At 68.0% G+C, this 18,006-nt stretch carries 14 protein-coding genes; 12 read left to right on the top strand and 2 right to left on the bottom strand.

What is annotated here, in order from left to right; genetic code table 11:
* The first annotated feature begins 47 nt into the window (after positions 1 to 47).
* The 7 genes from ACO0LU_RS17750 to ACO0LU_RS17780 all read left to right on the top strand — a co-directional run bounded on the left by ACO0LU_RS17750 (position 48) and on the right by ACO0LU_RS17780 (position 8,081).
* Complete coding sequence (locus ACO0LU_RS17750) at positions 48 to 1,382, top strand: ABC transporter substrate-binding protein (protein WP_424792684.1); 1,335 nt, start codon at positions 48 to 50, stop codon at positions 1,380 to 1,382.
* A complete protein-coding gene (locus tag ACO0LU_RS17755; RefSeq protein WP_424792685.1) occupies positions 1,375 to 2,319 on the top strand; it encodes a carbohydrate ABC transporter permease in 945 nt (314 codons plus the stop codon). Before ACO0LU_RS17750 ends, ACO0LU_RS17755 begins: the two co-directional genes overlap by 8 nt.
* On the top strand, positions 2,316 to 3,140 hold the full coding sequence (locus tag ACO0LU_RS17760; RefSeq protein ID WP_424792686.1) for a carbohydrate ABC transporter permease: 825 nt from the start codon (positions 2,316 to 2,318) through the stop codon (positions 3,138 to 3,140). Before ACO0LU_RS17755 ends, ACO0LU_RS17760 begins: the two co-directional genes overlap by 4 nt.
* Complete coding sequence (locus ACO0LU_RS17765) at positions 3,137 to 5,407, top strand: alpha-N-acetylglucosaminidase TIM-barrel domain-containing protein (protein WP_424792687.1); 2,271 nt, start codon at positions 3,137 to 3,139, stop codon at positions 5,405 to 5,407. The genes ACO0LU_RS17760 and ACO0LU_RS17765 overlap by 4 nt, the downstream gene beginning before the upstream one ends.
* Complete coding sequence (locus ACO0LU_RS17770; protein WP_424792688.1) at positions 5,404 to 6,306, top strand: N-acetylmuramic acid 6-phosphate etherase; 903 nt, start codon at positions 5,404 to 5,406, stop codon at positions 6,304 to 6,306. The genes ACO0LU_RS17765 and ACO0LU_RS17770 overlap by 4 nt, the downstream gene beginning before the upstream one ends.
* Positions 6,303 to 7,286: an N-acetylglucosamine kinase gene (locus ACO0LU_RS17775; protein WP_424792689.1), complete on the top strand. Its 984-nt coding sequence runs from the start codon at positions 6,303 to 6,305 to the stop codon at positions 7,284 to 7,286. The genes ACO0LU_RS17770 and ACO0LU_RS17775 overlap by 4 nt, the downstream gene beginning before the upstream one ends.
* 87 nt (positions 7,287 to 7,373) lie before the next feature.
* Positions 7,374 to 8,081 carry a GntR family transcriptional regulator gene (locus ACO0LU_RS17780; RefSeq protein WP_424792690.1) on the top strand — a complete coding sequence of 236 codons (708 nt, stop codon included), beginning with the start codon at positions 7,374 to 7,376 and terminating at the stop codon, positions 8,079 to 8,081.
* Between the two features lie 12 nt (positions 8,082 to 8,093).
* On the opposite strand, the gene ACO0LU_RS17785 is transcribed toward ACO0LU_RS17780, so the two are convergent.
* Positions 8,094 to 10,343, bottom strand: coding sequence for a PQQ-binding-like beta-propeller repeat protein (locus tag ACO0LU_RS17785; protein WP_424792691.1), 2,250 nt, complete (start codon positions 10,341 to 10,343; stop codon positions 8,094 to 8,096).
* A 303-nt stretch (positions 10,344 to 10,646) separates the two neighbouring features.
* Positions 10,647 to 12,098, bottom strand: coding sequence for a hypothetical protein (locus tag ACO0LU_RS17790; RefSeq protein ID WP_424792692.1), 1,452 nt, complete (start codon positions 12,096 to 12,098; stop codon positions 10,647 to 10,649).
* A gap of 220 nt (positions 12,099 to 12,318) precedes the next feature.
* Between ACO0LU_RS17790 and ACO0LU_RS17795 the strand changes: the two genes are divergently transcribed.
* From ACO0LU_RS17795 to ACO0LU_RS17815, 5 genes are all read left to right on the top strand, one after another.
* Positions 12,319 to 13,617 carry an extracellular solute-binding protein gene (locus ACO0LU_RS17795; protein WP_424792693.1) on the top strand — a complete coding sequence of 433 codons (1,299 nt, stop codon included), beginning with the start codon at positions 12,319 to 12,321 and terminating at the stop codon, positions 13,615 to 13,617.
* 117 nt (positions 13,618 to 13,734) lie between these two features.
* A complete protein-coding gene (locus ACO0LU_RS17800) occupies positions 13,735 to 14,565 on the top strand; it encodes a carbohydrate ABC transporter permease (RefSeq protein WP_424792694.1) in 831 nt (276 codons plus the stop codon).
* Positions 14,565 to 15,446 (top strand): carbohydrate ABC transporter permease, encoded by an 882-nt coding sequence (locus tag ACO0LU_RS17805; RefSeq protein WP_424792695.1) that lies wholly within the window; start codon positions 14,565 to 14,567, stop codon positions 15,444 to 15,446. The genes ACO0LU_RS17800 and ACO0LU_RS17805 overlap by 1 nt, the downstream gene beginning before the upstream one ends.
* On the top strand, positions 15,443 to 16,927 hold the full coding sequence (locus tag ACO0LU_RS17810; RefSeq protein WP_424792696.1) for a DUF4127 family protein: 1,485 nt from the start codon (positions 15,443 to 15,445) through the stop codon (positions 16,925 to 16,927). The genes ACO0LU_RS17805 and ACO0LU_RS17810 overlap by 4 nt, the downstream gene beginning before the upstream one ends.
* A complete protein-coding gene (locus ACO0LU_RS17815; protein ID WP_424792697.1) occupies positions 16,924 to 18,003 on the top strand; it encodes a LacI family DNA-binding transcriptional regulator in 1,080 nt (359 codons plus the stop codon). Before ACO0LU_RS17810 ends, ACO0LU_RS17815 begins: the two co-directional genes overlap by 4 nt.
* Positions 18,004 to 18,006 lie beyond the last annotated feature (3 nt).

The following is an 18,006-nucleotide window of genomic DNA, read 5'->3' on the forward strand; positions in this document are numbered from 1 at the left end:
ACCCGGCCACCCCACCCGGACCGAATCATTCGAAGGAGAAGGTTTCTATGAAGGCTCCATCCCGCACCACCAGCAGCCTCGGCTTGTTCGCCGCGTCCCTGCTCGTCCTGACCGGCTGCGTGACCGCAGGCAGCGGCAACGGCCAGGATCAGAACGGCGACGACGGCGAGGCTCAGGGCGTCTCGTCCGACGTCACCGAGGAGGAGGTCACCCTGCGCCTGGCCTACACCGACAACCCGCCCACGGAAGCACTCGTGGAGGGTTTCACCGAGCAGTTCCCGAACGTGACCATCGAGACCGAGCAGACCGACTTCGGCAACTACATCACCTCGATCACCCGGTCGATGGCCTCCGACACCGCCCCGGACATCGCGCAGTACAACCCCGGCGCGATGCGTTCTCTGGTTCCGGCCGGGCACGTGCTGGAACTGGGTGAGTACTCGCAGTTGTACGGCTGGGAGGGCGCGTTCCCACCGGCAAGCCTTGAGCAACTGATGTCCGACGACGAGGCCCAGCAGTTCGGCACCGGCGGCCTGTACGCGGTGCCCGGGGCGCTGTCGGTGCTCGGGGTCTACTACAACGAGGACCTCCTCACCGACGCCGGGATCACCGAGCCCCCGGCCACCCTGGATGAGTTCACCGAGGCGATGGCCGCGGTGTCCGGCAACGGGGACCGCCCGCTCAGCCTGGGCGCCCTGGAGGTCGGGGCCCTGCACCTGTGGAACGCGGTGCTGAACAGCGTGGGCCCCAGCCAGGACTACCTGGACTGGGTCTACGGGGCACCGGATGCCACCATCGAGACCGACGCGGCCGCACGTGCCACCGACATCATCGCCGAGTGGGTCGAGGCCGGCTACATCACCGAGGCCGCCAGCGCCACCTCCGATGCCGACGCCCTGGCCGACTTCACCTCCGGGGAGGCCGCCTTCCTGGTCACCGGGAACTGGGCCGCCGCGGCGGTGGACGCCGAGATGGACAACGCCGGCTTCTTCGTCCTGCCCGGCGCCGAGGCCGGTGCCCCCCCGGTGGCCTCGGGCTCCTCGGTGGCGTACTCGATCTCCGCTGCCAGCGAGCACCCGGACGTGGCCGCGGCGTTCCTGGACTACCTGAACTCCCCCGAGGCGGCCGCCATCCAGATCGACACCGGGTTCATGCCGGTGGACACCGGCGCGGACGTGGCCACCGAGGGTCTGCTGGGCGACATCGCCGACAGCTTCGCCCCGGTGGCGCAGGAGAGCAACATCGTGCCCTTCCCCGACTTCGCCGCCCCGGGCATGATCGACGCCCTCACCGGCGGTCTGCAGGGCGTGATCGCCGGGCAGACCTCCTCGGAGGACTACCTGGCCTCGCTGCAGGAGGTGTGGGCCGGCCACCATGGCTGATGCGGCACTGGATTCGCTCGCGCCGCCGCGCACCAGCGGTGGCGCGAGCGGGGGCGCCGGTGCGGCCCGGCGCCCCAGCCGGCGGGCGCTGAAGGCGTGGGTGTACCTGGCGCCCGCGGCGGTGATCTACCTCGGCTTCGCGATCTGGCCGGCGCTGAACACCTTCTACCTGTCCTTCCTGGACTGGGACGGGGTGCAGCAACCCTCGTACGTGGGGCTGAGTAACTACGCCTCGATCCTGCGGGACGCAGCGTTGTACAACTCGATCCTGCACGCCCTGGTGCTGATCATCTTCTTCTCCCTGATCCCGGTGGGCATGGGGCTGTTGATGACGGGCCTGCTGCTGGGCCGGGTGCGCCGCGGCATGACGTTCTTCCGCACCGTCTACTTCCTGCCGCAGGTGCTCCCCCTGGTGGCGGTGGGCATCACCTGGCGGTGGCTGTACAACCAGAACGGGCTGCTGAACCAGTTCCTGGAGGCCATCGGCCTGGGATCGATCACCCGCGCCTGGCTGGGGGATTACAACCTGGCCCTGCACGCGCTGGGCTTCATCGGCACCTGGACCATGAGCGGGTTGTGCATGATGCTCTTCCTCAGCGGCGCCCAGAAGATCGACGGCGCCCTGTACGAGGCGGCCACCCTGGACGGCGCGGGCGCGTTCCGGCAGTTCGTGTCGGTGACCATCCCCGGGGTACGCAAGGAGATCACCATCGCCGCGGTGATCACCACGATCGCCGCGCTGGCCAGTTTCGACCTGGTGTTCGTCACCACCAACGGCGGACCGGCCAACCAGACCACGGTTCCGGCCCTGCTGGTCTACCGGCTGGCGTTCAACGAGGGCGACATCGGCACCGCCAGTGCGCTGGCGATCACCCTGACCGCGCTGGTGATCGTGTTCGTCACCCTGATCCGCCGGGTGGCGCGGGAGGAGTCATGAGGACCACCACCTTCGGGCTCAGCATGCGTTACCTGGTGCTGATCGCCCTGACGTTGATGGTGCTGTTGCCGTTCGTCTCCATCGTGCTGGCGTCCCTGCACCCCTCGGGCTCAACCGTGTCCGGACTGCGGCTGCCGGAGGCCTGGCACTGGGAGAACTTCGCCCTGGCCTGGGAGGCGGGCGGGTATTCCAACCTGATGCGCTCCAGTTTCATCATCTCCGGCGGCGTGGTGCCGTTGGTGGCGGCGTGCGCCACCCTGGCCGGCTACGCCCTGGCAATCCTCAAGGCCTGGGGCGCCCGGCCGATCTCGATCCTGTTCGTGCTCGGGCTGACGCTGCCGGTGGAACTGATCGTGATCGCGCTGTACTACAACCTGCAGAGCGTGGGCCTGACGAACAGCTACACCGGCGTCATCCTGGCCGAGGTGGCCCTGTTCCTGCCGTTCGGGGTGTACTGGATGCAGTCCCACTTCTCCTCGGTGCCCCCCGAACTGGTGGAGGCGGGGCGGATCGACGGCGCCCGGGACCTGACCGTGCTGGGCCGGGTGCTGCTGCCGATCTCCTGGCCCGCGCTGACCACGCTGGCGGTGCTGGTGTTCATGTGGTCCTGGAACCAGTTCCTGCTGGTGATCGTGCTGATGCAGAACCCGGCGATGCGCACCGCACCGGGCGGGCTGGGCTTCTTCGTGGGCCAGTACTCCACGAACATCCCGTTGCTGTCCGCCGCCACCATCATCACCATCGCCCCGATCGTGGTGGTCTACCTGGCCTTCCAGCGCAGTTTTATCTCCGGAATCACCCAGGGAGCGATCAAGGGATGAACAACGCCACGTCACTACCCTCTCCCGGCTGGGCCCCGGCCCTGAACGCTCTGGCTGAGCGGGTTCTGGGGTCTCTCGGCACCCGCGTCACCTTCGGTGCCCTGCCCGGCCAGGGACGCCGGTACGCCTACGGCGCCCGGGGGAACCGGCTGCGGGTCGAGGCCACCGACGCCACCAGCGCCGCGGTGGGGCTGCACCAGTACCTGCGCGAGCAGTGCCGGATCGCCGTCAGCTGGGACGACCTGCGCCCCCCGCCCCCCGGCCACCTTCCGGAGGCGCCGCGCACCGAGGGCGCCGCCCGGGTGGCGCAGACCTACTACCTGAACTTCTGCACCTTCGGCTACACCAGCCCGTGGTGGGACTGGGAGCAGTGGGAACGCGAGATCGACTGGATGGCCCTGCGGGGGATCACCGCCCCGCTGATGATGGTGGGCCACGAAGCCGTGGTGCAGCAGGTGCTGCTCGATGAGGGCGTGCCCGCCGAGACGGTGCGGGACTTCCTCGCCGGCCCGGCCTACCTGCCCTGGTTCGCCATGGGCGCGCTGGAGGGTCACGCCGGTCCGCTGCCGCAGGGCTGGATCGCCGCCCACCGGGACCTGGCCGGCAAGATCCTGACCCGTCAGCGTAAACTGGGGATGCGCCCGGTGCTGCCGGCTTTCACCGGGCACGTGCCCGCTGAACTCGCCACCCCCGCCGGCGCCCGGGACTGGCAGGGTCACCGCACCCACGTCGTCGGGCCGGAGGATCCCACCTTCCGCCGCCTGGCGGCTGCGACGGTGCGTACCCAGCAGGAGTTCTGGGGCACCGACCACCGCTATGCCGCGGACCCCTTCATCGAGATGATCCCGGTGCAGGAGGATCCCGGCTACCCCGGCCGGGTGGCCGAGGCGCTGCTCGCCGGGCTCACCGACGCCGACCCGCACGCCACCTGGTTCCTGCAGACCTGGCCGTTCTCCTACCAGGAGCACTTCTGGACCGCCGAGCGGGTGCGCGCCTTCCTGGGTGACATCGACCCCGGCCGCCTGGTGCTGCTGGACCTGTGGGCAGAGGCGCAGCCGCAGTGGCGCCGGTTCGACGGCTTCGGCGGGCGGGACTGGATGTGGTGCGCGCTGCTGAACTTCGGAGGCCGCAACGAACCGTTGGCAGACCTGCCCGGGGTCACCGAGGAACTCGAGGCCGCCCTGGCCGCCACCCACCCGCCGATGGGTGCCGGGTTGTCGATGGAGGCCACCGGGTCGGTGCCGGTGTTCTTCGAACGCGTACTGGATGCCACCTGGAACCCGCCCGCCCCGCTGTCGGAGTGGCTGGGCGATTGGGCCGCCCGGCGCTACCGGCTGCCCCCGGGCGAGGCCGCCGAGCGTGCCGGCGCTGCCTGGGACGGGTTGGCCCGCACCGTACTGGGCGCTGGGGGCTACCGGATCTTCCCCGAGGCCTTCACCGGGCTGCTCACGATGCGCCCGCCGGTGAACCCGTTCGAGACCACGGTGGCGCGCCCCTCGCAGGCGAACCCTGCCACTCACGACGCCCCCGGGACCAGTGGCACCCAAGCCTCACCCAGCATCCCCGAGGGCCCCGGGCCGCTCGCCGCCGAGGTCCGCGCCCTGCTCCGGTACGAACCGGGCGCGCTGATCCAGGCGTGGGCCACCCTGGTGGAACTGGCCGAGGAACACCCCGACCTCGCTGCCGGGCCGCTGGGCGCGGACCTGGTCGAGACCGCAGTGGGCGTGCTGGCCCGGTGCGGCGAACTCACCTTCCTCACCGCGTTCGATCCCGCCGGCGTGTGCGATGACGAGGCCGCCGAGCGCTTCCTCACCGTGTTCGATGACCTCGAGGCGCTGCTGGCCACCCGACCCGAGTACCGGTACGACCACTGGGAGGCCCAGGCCCTGCGATGGGCGACCAGCGACGAGGACGCGCGCGTGCTCACCGACAACGCCCGCCGCCTGGTGACCGTCTGGGGGCAGGTGGGGGACGGGTACCTCGATGACTACGCGGCCCGGTACTGGTCCGGGCTGGTGGGCTACTACGGCCGCCGCTGGCGCGAATGGGCCCGGTGGCACCCGATCGGGAACGCCGAGGAGTGGCAGGCCCGGCTCCAGGACCTGGAGGCCGGCTTCCTGCGCGATGGCCCCACTGCGCCGCCTGCCCACGATTCGGTCACCGTGGTCTCCCGCCGGTTGCTCGACACCTACGGGCCGTTGTTCATCAACGCCGCCCGCGCGCTGCGCGAGCAGGACATGCCCGCCGACGACGGAGCACCCCGATGACCGAGCCGTCGCCGAGCACCGAAGCGCGCAACCCGGCCACCCGCGACATCGACGTGGTACCGCCCGCGCAGCGGCTGCGGATGATCCTGGCGCAGGACGCCGTCGCGGTTGCGGCCGCCCAGGAGGTGATCCCGGCGCTCGCGGACCTGGTGCAGGCCGCCGTGGACCGCGTCCGTGCCGGGGGCCGGATCCACTACGCCGGCGCCGGCGCCTCCGGACGACTCGCGGTCCTGGACGCCACCGAGTCCACCCCCACCTTCGGCGTCGACCCCGGTCTCATCCGAGCCCACTTCCCCGGCGGGGCGGCGGCCCTGACCGACTCCACCATCGACCTCGAGGACGCCGCGGACCAGGGCCGGGCGGCCCTGACCGGCGTGGGCGCCGGTGATGTGGTGATCGGGGTCAGCGCCTCGGGAAGTACCGCCTACGTGCGCGGCGCGCTGGAGAGCGCCGGACGGGCCGGGGCCCTGACCGCGCTGATCACCAGCAACCCGCGCGCCCCACTGGGTGCGCACGCCCAGATCCTGATCGCCCCGGACACCGGCGCCGAGGCCCTGACCGGCTCCACCCGGTTGAAGGCGGCCACCGCGGCCAAGGTGCTGCTGAACGCCTTCTCCACCGCCGTGATGATCGGGCTGGGGCGCACCTACTCCAACCTGATGGTGGGCCTGGTGGCCAGTAACGAGAAGTTGCGGGAGCGCTCGGTGGCGATTCTTCGTGAGGCTACCGGGAGCCCGGCCGCGCAGTGCCGCACCACCCTGCTGGAGAGTTCGGGACGGGTTCCGGTGGCGCTGGTCCGGTTGCTGACCGGTGCGAGCGTGCTCGAGGCCGAGGGGGCACTGGCCCGGGCCGGCAGCGTCCGCACGGCGCTGGACCTGCTGGCCGGTGACTGCCGATGAGCCGGCAACGGCCCGGGGCGCCGGGCGCCCTGGTGGGGGTGGACGTCGGTGGCAGTGGTGTGCGCGTGCGGGTCCGGGCCGGCCAGGCGCACCCTGGGACGGACGTGGAGGGGCGCTCTGATGTGCCCATCCCGCGAACCCGCGGCCAGGTGGACGTGCCGCAACTCTGCGCGAACGTGCTGGGGCAGGTCCAGCCCCTGATGGCCCGGCTCGGGGCCGAGCGCGCCATCGCCCTGGCGGTGGGGATCACCGGCCTGCCCGGGCTGGTCCCGGACCCGGGGCGGATCGCCCGCACCCTGCGTGCCCAGGTGCGGGTGGGCGCGGTGGTGATCGCCGGGGATGCCCTCACCACCCACGTCGGCGCCCTGGCCGGGCAGCCCGGAGCGGTGGTGGCCGCCGGCACCGGGGTGATCGCCCTGGGCACCAACCACCGAGACGTGTGGCACCAGGTCGATGGCTGGGGGCTGTTCGTGGGCGATGAGGGGGGCGGGGCCTGGATCGGGCGGCGCGGACTGCGGGCGGCCCTGCGTTCCGTCGACGGGCGGCCGGAGGGCTCGGCGGTGCTGGCCGACCGGATGCGGGAGCGGTTCGGGGAGCCGCTGGCGCTGGTGGCCGCGATCCACGGGGCCGAGGCGCCCGCTGCGCTGCTGGCCTCCTTCGCCCCGGCGGTGGCCCAGGCCGCGCGCGAGGGGGACGCGCTCGCGCGGCAGATCTGGGTCGGGGCGGGGCATCGGCTCGCCGGCGCCGCGGCGGCCGCGGTCGGTGATCTTCCGGCCCGGATCAGTTGGGGTGGGGGGCTCTTCGACGCCGGGGACCTGCTCACCGAGGCGTTCCACGCCGGGGTGCACCGGCACCGCCCGGGCGCGCAGGTCCTTCCCCCGCAGGGCAGCGCCCTGGACGGTGCGGTGCTGCTGGCCGCCCGGGCGGCCGCGGGCGACCTGCGCCCGCACCCGCCCTACCTGCAGGTCTTCCCGGACTGACCCGCCCCACCCAGGGCCGGCCCGGAAGGCGTTGGAGCGGGCCGACCGGTGCGCTGCGGTGACCTAGCCTGGACGCAGGAGGCACCGATGGCGCATCAGACCAAGCACGAGGAACTGCGGGAGCGCATTCTCGCCGAGGTGAAGGCCACGATGGCCCCGGACGACATGCTGCCCACCGAGCGCCGGCTGGCCGAGCGGTTCGGCGTCAGCCGGATGACCGTGCGCCAGGCGCTGAAGGGGCTCCGGGATGACGGGATCCTGCGCTCGGTGCGCGGTGTCGGCACCTTCGTGGCCCAGCCCCGGGTATCGAAGGGACCCTCGCTGACCTCCTTCTCCGAGGACCTGGCCGCGCGCGGCTATGACCCCCGCACCGAACTGATCGCGGCCGAGGAGATCCCCGCCGCCACCCACATCGCCGTGGAGCTGGGCATCTCACCGGGCACCATGATCTACCGCATCGAACGCTTGCGTTTGGGCGATGGCAGCCCGATGTGCCACGAGGAGGTGTGCCTGCACGCGGCCCGGTTCCCCGGCCTGCTGGAGGCCGACCTCACCCGGTCCCTCTACCGCCTGCTGGAGCAGCGCTACGGCGTGCGGTTGCAGCGCGCCCACCAGCACGTGCGGGCGGTCAACCTCGGTGAGCGCAGCGCGGAGTTGCTGGATGTGGAACCGAACACCGCGGCCCTGCACGTGAAGCGGATCAGCCGGGATGAGCGTGGCCGGATCGTGGAGAGTGGCCAGTCGCTGTGCCGGGGGGACCTGTATGACTTCTCCTTCGTGGTGGCCCGCCCCTGATGGTTGCGGCGGCTACACCTGGTGCAGGCCAACGACGCCGTGCAGCACCCCGTCCTGACCACCGGCCACCAGCACCTGCTCAGTGCCCGAACCCACCAGCGCGGCGGTGGACTGGGTGTAGTTCGACAGCACCTGCAGCACCTGATCCACCGACTCGTTCGCCAGGTCGATCCGGACCAGCAGGCCGCTCTGGCCCACCAGCCAGTACACCGAGTCATCCTCGGGGCTGGGTACCGGGGCCGCGCCGAAGTTGCGCGGCAGGGCCTCGGCCTGCCACGTCTGGCGCCCGGTGGCCTCATCCACCAGGTGCACCGTGCCGTTGAAGCCGTCCACGAGCAGGATCCCGTACTCGGTCACCGTGGGTGGGGTGTAGAGCAACTGGAGCATCCCCAATTCGTCGCCCTGGCCCTCCCAGCGCACCTGACCGGTGGCGGCCTCGAGGGCGATGGCGTTGGTGAAGGTGGTGAACAGCACCGCACCACCGGTAAGGATGCGCACGTAGCAGGCCCACGGGCCGTACAGCACGTTGCCGTAGGTGCTGCCCCGGTCCACCAGGGTCTCCCGCCAGACCTGCTCACCGGTGCGGGCGTCGAAGGCGTAGGCGTTGCCGTCCCCGCTGCCGATGTAGACCTGGTCGCCATCGGATTCCGGGCGGCCGGCGCAGATGCCGTTCAGTTCGGCCGACCAGAGCACCGCACCGCCCAGGTCCAGGCTGAACAGGGTGGTCCCCACCGCCACGAACACCCGGACCTGCCCGTCCACCTCGCTGAGCGTGAGGTCCCCGGCCAGCGGTGAGCCGAGGTCGGTGGCCCAGACCTCAGCGCCGCTGCCGGCATCGTGGGCGTACAGGTGGTGGTCGGAGGAGGGGACCAGGATCTGTGAGCCGTCGGGGGTGAACACCGGTTGGCGATACACCGGTCCGGTGCCGGTGCGCCACACCGGTCGGTTCGACCGGTGGGTGGGGGCGTAGGCCTCGAGGCGACCTTTGGTGGTGCCGGCCACCACGACGCCGTCGCGCTGCGCGAGGGCGCCCTGGATGCGGCCCTGCAGTTCGGTGGTCCAGCCCACTCGGGCCGTGACGGCCGGTAGTTCGAAGGGCACCACGTCGTCATAGACGGCTCCGTCGGCACCCACCGCGCGTACTTCCATCCGGTGCGGCCCGGGCCACAGGTCGGAGGTGTCGACCTGCCCGGTCCAGCGGCGTCCGCCGGCTTGCCCGGACAGGTTCACCCACCGGTCCAGGTCCCGCCCGTAGGAGTAGGGGTGCACGCGGGCCTGGACCTCGTCCGCGTCCGCGCGCGGATGCAGGTCCACGCGCATCCCCACCTGTGCGCCCTCGGGGTTGGCTCGCATCTGGAACGGACCCAGGTCACCTCCGGGCCCTGGGTCGGCCAGGGGCACGATCGCCAGCGATTCCTCCTGCGCCTGCTCATCGGCGTGCACGGTGACCTCGGTGATCTCCAGGGCCGGCCCGGAGTCGGTGTCGATGTGCTCCACCCAGTAGTAGGACGGCCCGTTCTTCAGGGAGTTACCGATCACCTGGGTGGCACCGTTGTACCGGGAGACCTGGGTGAGGTGGGAGTGGCCCGCGAAGATGGCCCGGACCGGGTAGCGCTCGATGATGCGCAGCACCTCGTCGTCGTTCTGCACATAGTTCCAGTCCGCGCCCATCGCGTAGTGCTGGAACAGGATGATCGGTGTTCCCTCGCGGACCGTGCGCAGGTCCCGTTCCAACCAGTCCAGCACGTCATCGTCGTAGTACCAGCCCCACTCCATCATCACCTGGGGGTCCAGGCCGATGAAGTGCACTCCGCCGGAGTCGAAACTGTAGGTGCCCTCACCCAGGTACTGCTCGTAGAGGTCGTAGTTGACGCTCCACTGTTGTTCGTGGTTGCCAGGCACCTCCCGCATGGCGTCCTGCAGGCTCTCCGGGATGGCGGCCAGGTAGGCCTCGTACTCACGGGCCAGGCCAAGTTCGGTGATGTCACCGCAGTTGAGCACGAAGGCCGGGTTGCGCACTGCGATGTGGGCCATGATTCGCTCGAAGTCGGCGGTGCGGTCGGGACGTTCGTCATCGATGTGCAAGTCCATGAGCATCGCGAAACTGCCCGGTTCACCGCCCGGTACCGCATGTACCCGCCCGCCACCCAGGGCCAGGCCCAGCGCACCGGCTCCGCCGCCCAGTAGGACGGCGCGCCGGCTCACCGATGCGGTGAGGGACTTGAGTGAGGCTGTGGTCGAGGTGGTCTCGGCTGAGGACATCGTCGTTCTCCATGGGGGCTACGGTGCATTGCTGGTCTAGACCAACACTAGAGATCCCCGCCTCCCTGTCAAGGGAAACTTTCATCTACATCTGTCTGTACGGCTTTCCTAGTGCTCCGTGACGGAGGTCGACATCCGAAAGGGGTCTAGACCTGCTGCCGTGCCATCAGGTTGACTCCGGAGGAGGAGCGGATGATTCTGGGGCCCTGTGCGGGCGAGACAGGGTGGGTAAACAGGCGGAGGTGCCCTGACTCTCAGGGCACCTCCGCTGACTCAGACTTCACGGCCGGTAAGTCGCCGAGATCAGGGCCCGTCCTGGTAGGTCAGGTGGATTCGGATGTTCGTCCAGTTTTGTGCGCAGGTGGAATCCGAGCAATTGCTCGGATCATGCACGCCGACGAACTCCGGGGCCGGCGACCACGTCTCGCCGAAGTCGTAGGAGACGTCGAAGTAGGTCGAGTTTGCGAGGTCATCAGGGTCGTACGTCGCCCTGGCGTACATCCCAAACACCGGCGCGATCGCCTCCCAGCCTGGAGAGAAGGACGGCTCACCGTCGATGATGTATCGATCGTCGCGGAGTACCTCGGGGTCGGAGTCGCGAGGGCCGACGATGAGCCACTGTGGCCGGTCGATGAAGGAGTCTTGGCCGAGGTCGTTACTGAGGAACTTCACGTGGTTTGCGGGAACGATCTGGAAGCCACCCATCTCTTCGAGATCCCAGGTGAAGCCAACGTATGGTGAGGTTGAGAACGTCAGTGCACCCGGATGGTTAGTGTCCATCTGTCCGACGTGCGCGAACTCAGTGCCGTGGAACCGGCCGATACCCTCCACCCGCTGGACAACGTCCGCAACCTGCCTCGCTGCGCCCTGCTCGTAACCGACGTAGATGCCACCGTTGGAACTCATGGTCTCGCCGGCCACGGTGTCGCCTGCAGCCCAGTTCTCGAACTCCATATACATCGGTGCGTCGCCGCGAACGATCGGCTTGTGGGCGGTCCACCGTAGTCGCTCAGGGGGCGCGAGATCCGCATCATTGCGGAAGTGCTCGGCGATGGGCCGCCACTCCTCGTCGTCCTCGTGCCAGTAGGTCAGTGGCGATCCGGTGGGCAAGGAACTATCGCCGCCGAAGATTGCCGACCCGCCTGGGATGTCGGTGTAGATCGTCTGATCCAGCCACGCGCCATGGTGAGCACCGATGTACCGGTCCGGCCGGATGTTGAGTAACCGCGTTGTCCAGTCCCGCTCGTCGGTCTCCGGATCGAATCCTTCGTAGTAGGCGGGGTCGTAAGACTCCTCGGGACCGACCTTGCTACGCATCACGTAAACCGACGTCGCCAGTAGGTGGCCCGCCGTCCCGTCGATTGCGGCGGAGTATTTCGATGCCCAGAACCCGTCGGAGGCCGGCGCCGTTGTGGTGGCCGGCCGCTGGACGTTGCCCAGGTGGGTGCGTTCGCCGTCGAGCCTGACGTGCTCGACCTCGCCGTCCTCCACGTTGTGAAGTTCGATGTGGAACTGAGGCTCGAAATCAGGGTTGTTCTCCGGTATGGCATGCGGAGGGATCGGTGAACCGACCATATTGCTGATTCCCGAGGGCCCTCCGGCGTGATTGGGAAGGCCGTCGCTATTGGTGTGGTCGGGTGGCGCGGCGGTGGCTGCCACCATCGACAGGAGCATCGCCGATGTCGCCGTAGTCGCAGCGACCAACCGGGGGATCTTCCTGAGGCGGCCCTTGGGCCCTGATTCGTCGTTGATCATGATCTCCTCATCGAGTCATCGGATGCTAATACGCATTAGCGCGGACCAGAGCGAAACTACCGACGCCGGCCTGTGGGTGTCAAGGGCTGTGGGCTCGGAGCGGAGTTGGCCGAGGGACTTGACTACTAATGCGTATTACCTGCATGGTAATGCGCATCAACAACTGGATGACGCAACGACGCTCGCCCGAGCGCTCACTCCGTCCGAGAGGAGCACCACCATGAATGCACGACGGCTCACCGGGTCGATCGCCGGCCTGCTCGCCTTTGGCCTCGCGATCAGCGCCTGCGGAAGCGGAGGGACCGGGGAAGGTGGTTCCACCGACACCCTCCGCGTATGGTTCCCGGGAAACCATGCCGAAGAGATGGCCCTGATCAACGACGAACTGGTGCCCATCTTCGAGGAGGAACACGACCTCAACGTCGAAGTCGAGTTCATCGACTGGGGCGACCTTGCCGCTCGGCTCTCGACCGGGTTTGCCGGAGGCACCACACCGGACGTATTCGGCCACGGCAACGCGGCTGCGGCGGGGTATGCAGCAGAAGACCGAGTGATCGCCCTGGATGGCTACCTGGAGCAACTCCCCGAGGAAGAGGTCGCCGACTTCACCTTCCTCGACCAGGGAGTGGTTGACGACGAGCACATCATCATGCCGCTGCGGGGCTTCGGCCACCTACTCGCCTACCGCGCGGATCTGTTCGAAGAAGCCGGGCTCGACCCCGCTGCCGCTCCCGGGGACTGGGCCGAGTTGCGCTCCGCAGCCGAGGCGCTCACCGAACGTGATGGGCAGACCATCACACGCGCAGGGATAGTCATGTCCACACAAGACACCACCAGCATGACCCAGGCCTACGGGAACTTCCTCTTCCAGGCCGGTGGCGCATTCCTCGCCGAAGACAACGCCACAGTGACCTGGGACTCCGAGGAAGGCGTGGCGGCCCTTGAATTCCTCGTGGATCTGTACGTCGGCGAGGACGCCGTGGCGAGCGGGCTCGGGGAAGCCACCACCAACGCCGGAGCGCAGCATCCGCTGGTCACCGGACGGGCCGCCATGGCGGTTCTCGATGAGGCAACCCTGAAGACGATTCACGAACAGGCCCCCGAGGTAGCCGAGGACATCGTCGTTGCCGCTCCGATCGCCGAGGCGCAGTCCGCCGCTTTCGGGGGCGCCGGAAACGGCCTCTTCATCAGCGCCGACTCATCCATGCAAGATGAAGCCTGGGAGTTCATCCAGTTCCTCCTCGAGCCGGAGAACGCCAAGGCGTACGTGGAGACGGTCGGCGGGATTCCGGCACGGGCCTCCTTGGCCGATGATCCCGAACTCACCGAGGTGCCCTATATCGCGCCGTACATGGCCGCCGCCGAGGAGTTCCAGGGAAACCCCAACGTTGAACTCTGGACCCAGATTCGGGACGTTCTCGGTAATGAAGTCGAGGCCGCGCTGCATGGTGTCACCCCGCCGGCGGAGGCGTTGAATGCGGCGGCTGCTGAGGCAAACGCCCTGCTCGTGGACAACTGAGCGGGCTGATTCGCCAACATGGCAGTTGACCTGAGGCCGACGGTGGACGCCTCTACCTCACGACGCGGCTCTCGGAATCCGCTGCAGCGGACGCAGCGCCGGGCTGCTTGGATCCTGGTGCTACCTGCCGTTGTCGCGTTGGTGCTGGTGACACTCGTCCCGATCGCCTACGGCTTCTACTTGAGCCTCACCTCCTACAATCCTGTTCAGCGTGGCGGGCCGCAGTTCCACGGACTGGACGGGTACATCCAGATCCTCGGCTCCGGCACGTTCTGGAACGCGGTGTGGGTGACGGTGAAGTACGCCGTGGGCACTCTGCTCATCGCCGTGCCCGGGGCGCTGGGCCTGGCAATGCTGGTGAACCGCACCTTCGCAGGCGTGGGCTTCTTCCGAGCCATCTTCTACCTGCCGCGAGTAGTGCCACTCGTCGCAGTCAGCATGATCTGGCTGTGGCTGTACTCCCATGACGGACTGTTCAACTACCTTCTCGACATCGTCGGTCTCCCGCCTGTCGCATTCCTGACGGACCAGGACACTGCGCTGATGTCCCTCATCGTGATGAGAGCCTGGAAAGCCCTCGGCGGCGGCATGATCATCTTCCTCGCCGGGCTGCAGGGCATTCCTCAGGAGTTGCTCGAGGCTGCGGATGTGGATGGATGCGGCCGCTTCCGGAAATTCCAGCACGTCACGTTGCCGCTCCTGGTCCCAATCACGACCTACGTGATCGTGGTGGACCTGATCTATCTTGCGCAGTCATTCGCGGAGATCTACATCCTGACCCAGGGCGGACCGCTCAGGTCCACCACGGTGGTCAACATGCTGGTCTACAACGAGGCGTTCGAACATTACCGGCTCGGACATGCCAGTGCCATGGCGTTCGTCCTCTTCGCGCTGATCTTCGCCCTGGCCTACGTCAACATCAGGGTCTTGACCCGAGGTGATCGATGATGAGTACTTATGTCGGCCGCGTGATCAGAAGGCGCGGGCTCGTCCGCATCCTGGTGACGGCGGCCGTGGCAGTGATCGTGGCCATGCCGTTCATCTGGATGCTTTCGCTCTCCTTCAAGCCGACCACAGAAGTCTTCAGTTACCCGCCCCAATTGTTGCCGTCGGAACCGACGTGGGAGAACTTCCGATACGTCTGGAACTTCACGAACATCCCGATCGCGATGGTGAACAGCCTCGTCGTGACGACCATCGCCGTGATCGGAAACTGCATGGCCGCCGCTGCCGCCGGGTACGCACTTGCTCATATCAAGTTTCGCGGCTCGAGCCTTCTGTTCTTCACGATTCTGGGTACGGCCATGGTGCCCGCCGTCGTCCAACTCATTCCGCTCTTCCTGTTGACCCAAGGCGTACCGCTGACGGGCGGTAACGACATCTTCGGCGAAGGTGGGACAGGCTTGCTCAACACCCGCACCGGGCTCGTCCTGCCGTTGTTGGTCCAGCCCTTGAATATCTATCTGGCTCGTCAGTACTTCCTGAGTCTCTCGGGTGAGTTCGGGGATGCGGCCCGGGTTGATGGAGCGGGCGAACTGCGCATCTTCACCCGCATCTATATGCCACTGGCCAAGCCGATCATTGCGACGATCGCCATCCTTTCCTTCACCGGAGCCTGGGAGGACTTCCTGTGGCCGCTGGTGATCATCTCCTCACCCAGCATGCAGACGCTGCCCCTGGCGCTCAGTTCCTTCGCTGGAAGTGGGGCACCCCAGTACGGTCCGTTAATGGCCTCCACCCTGATCGCGATCATCCCCGTGCTGATCGTCTTCGCCCTCGGACAACGCCACCTCGCCCAAGGGCTCTCTGCCGGAGGTGTGAAGGGATGACAATGCCTACCTCGCTGGTCGTGACCCTCCTTCCGATCGATGATCGGCCGGTCAACACCACTGACGTTGCTGCGCTGGCGGACATCAGCGGTGTCGACCTGCGGCTGCCGCCGACTGAGTTGCTGCCACCTCAGGGTGAACCATCCGACCGCGACGGGCTTGGGCGGTGGTTGCGCGAGTCTGCGGCAGAGTCGGACGCGGTCGTGGTGAGCATCAATCAACTCGCCTACGGCGGCTACGTCGCCTCCCGCCGTACCACCGAGGCGACCATGCCGATTCTGGAGCGGTTGGGACTCCTTCGATCCGTCCGGGCCGAATACCCGGAACTCCCGATCCACGGGTTCATGACGCTCATGCGCACCCGCCAACGCAACGGGTCCGGAGCCGAACCCCACTACTGCGAGCACCACGGAGCCGACATCTTTGCTCTGTCCCGCGAACTGTATCTACGGGAACACAACCAGCCCGACGAGGTCGAGCGGCGCCGTGGTGCTGTCCCCGAGGAGTACGTCACCGACTTTATGACCCGCAGGATGCGCCTGCACACCGTGCATCTGGCGTGCTTGGACCTTGCACTCGATCGCACCCTCGACACCTTCTGGATCCTCGTTGAGGACAGCACAGTGCAGAGCGTCTCGACCAGTGAGCGGGAATGGATCACTGCTTGGATCGACCGGTTGGGCCTTGCCGACCGGGTGACCTGCTTGCCCGGCGCCGACGAGGCAGGCGGTTCCCTACTCATACGCTCGATCCTGGGCCTGCACGGTCGCCGACCCAAGGTGTTGCTGGAGTGCGCCGCTACCGACGGACTGGACCGGATCGCGCTCTATGAGGACGTCCCGGTCAGGGACACGGTCGAGCAGCAGATCGCGATGGCAGGCGCTGAACTCGTTGCCGAGGCAGGCGAAGCCGATCTCGTCCTCGCCCTTCATCCACCTGCCGAGCCTGCGCGGGATTGGTGCTGGTCGGAGGACTCGGACGATCAAAGCGAAGTCGAACCGCTCATCGCGCGCATCGACGAGCATCGGCGTCAAGGCCGTCCGGTCGCGGTGGCAGACGCGGCGCACGCGAACGGCGCGGATCCAAGCCTGATCCGCGCGCTGCGGGAAGGTCAGGTGCTGGAGGATCTTGCTGGCTATGCGGGGTGGAACACGGCCGGCAACTCGATCGGCAGTGCACTTGCCCAAGGCCTGGCCCACCTCGTTGGCGGTGGACGATTCCGGGAACCGCAGCGGCGCTCACTCACGCGCCGCCTGCTGGATGATTGGGCATACCAGACGATCGCGCGGCGCCCGCTCCTTCAGGGTGCGAGCCTGGACGCGGGGGAGACCGAGAACAGACTCATGGCCGCCCATGCTGAACTCGGGTTGCCCGCCGATTATCCGGTGATCCGGCCCGGCTCCACCCGTTTCCCGTGGGACCGTTCCTTCGAGATCGCATTTGACCTTGTCCAGCCGAACGCGAAGGCGTTGCCACAGTGAGTCCTCCACCACGTAGAACCAGGCGACCCCGCCAAGCCGATATCGCCAAGATCGCCGGCGTCTCTCAAGCCACGGTCTCGCTGGTGTTGAGCAAGAAGGACCCCAGTGGCGTGCGCATCCCGGATGCCACCCGCCGTCAGGTCGAGGAAGTCGCACGCACACTTGGCTATGTCGCCAACCCATTGGCGCGCAGCCTTGCCAACGGGCGAAGCGGACTGATCGGTCTGTACACGTTCGAAGCAGTGTTCCCGATCGACCACCACGACTTCTACCACCCCTTCCTGGTGGGCATTGAGAGCGCGGCCGAGGGCTTCGGCCACGACCTGCTCATGTTCACCAGCGCCACGAGCGAGGACGGCACGCGATCCATCTACCGAGGTGGCGTGAACCGGCTGCAACTGGCCGATGGCTGCGTACTGCTCGGTCAGAACATGGATCGCGACGCCATCGTGCGACTGCGCGATAACGGCTATCCGTTCGTGATGGTCGGACGGCGAGACATCCCCGGTGAGGGCGTCACCTACGTTACGGCCGACTACGGTGACGCCACACGCCAGGTGGTGCACCATCTCGCCGGCCTCGGGCACACCCGGATCGCCTACCTGCCGACAGACCCGCCGACCGAACCCACCGCCGACCGGGACGCCGGCTTCTGGGCGGCACACGATGCGGCCGCGCTCGATTCCCAGGACCTCGTGCTCGGCGTCGACAAGCATGCCGGGCCCACGCCGCAGCAGTTGGACCGGCTCCTGGATGCCGGGGCAACATGCTTCGTCGTTCATGAGGGCGTCGTGGCGGTGAGGGTTCTGGAGATGCTCACGAACCGCGGCCTGGATGTGCCCGGCGACATCTCCGTCGCAGCACTGAACGACCCACCCGAACAACACGACACCGGTGATGGCCCGGCGCTGACCTGCTTCCGGATCCCACGACGCCAGATGGGCGCGGAGTCCGTGCGGCTCCTGATCGACCAGATCGTCGCGACCGAACCAGTTGAGCCGGTGGTGGTCACGCTCCCGTGCACCTTTGACGCGGGTAACACCAGCGGAACAGTTAAACAGAAAGGGAGTACGTGACTC

The organism is Pseudactinotalea sp. Z1748 (assembly GCF_049725185.1).
Classification (GTDB): Bacteria; Actinomycetota; Actinomycetes; order Actinomycetales; family Beutenbergiaceae; genus CALKWS01.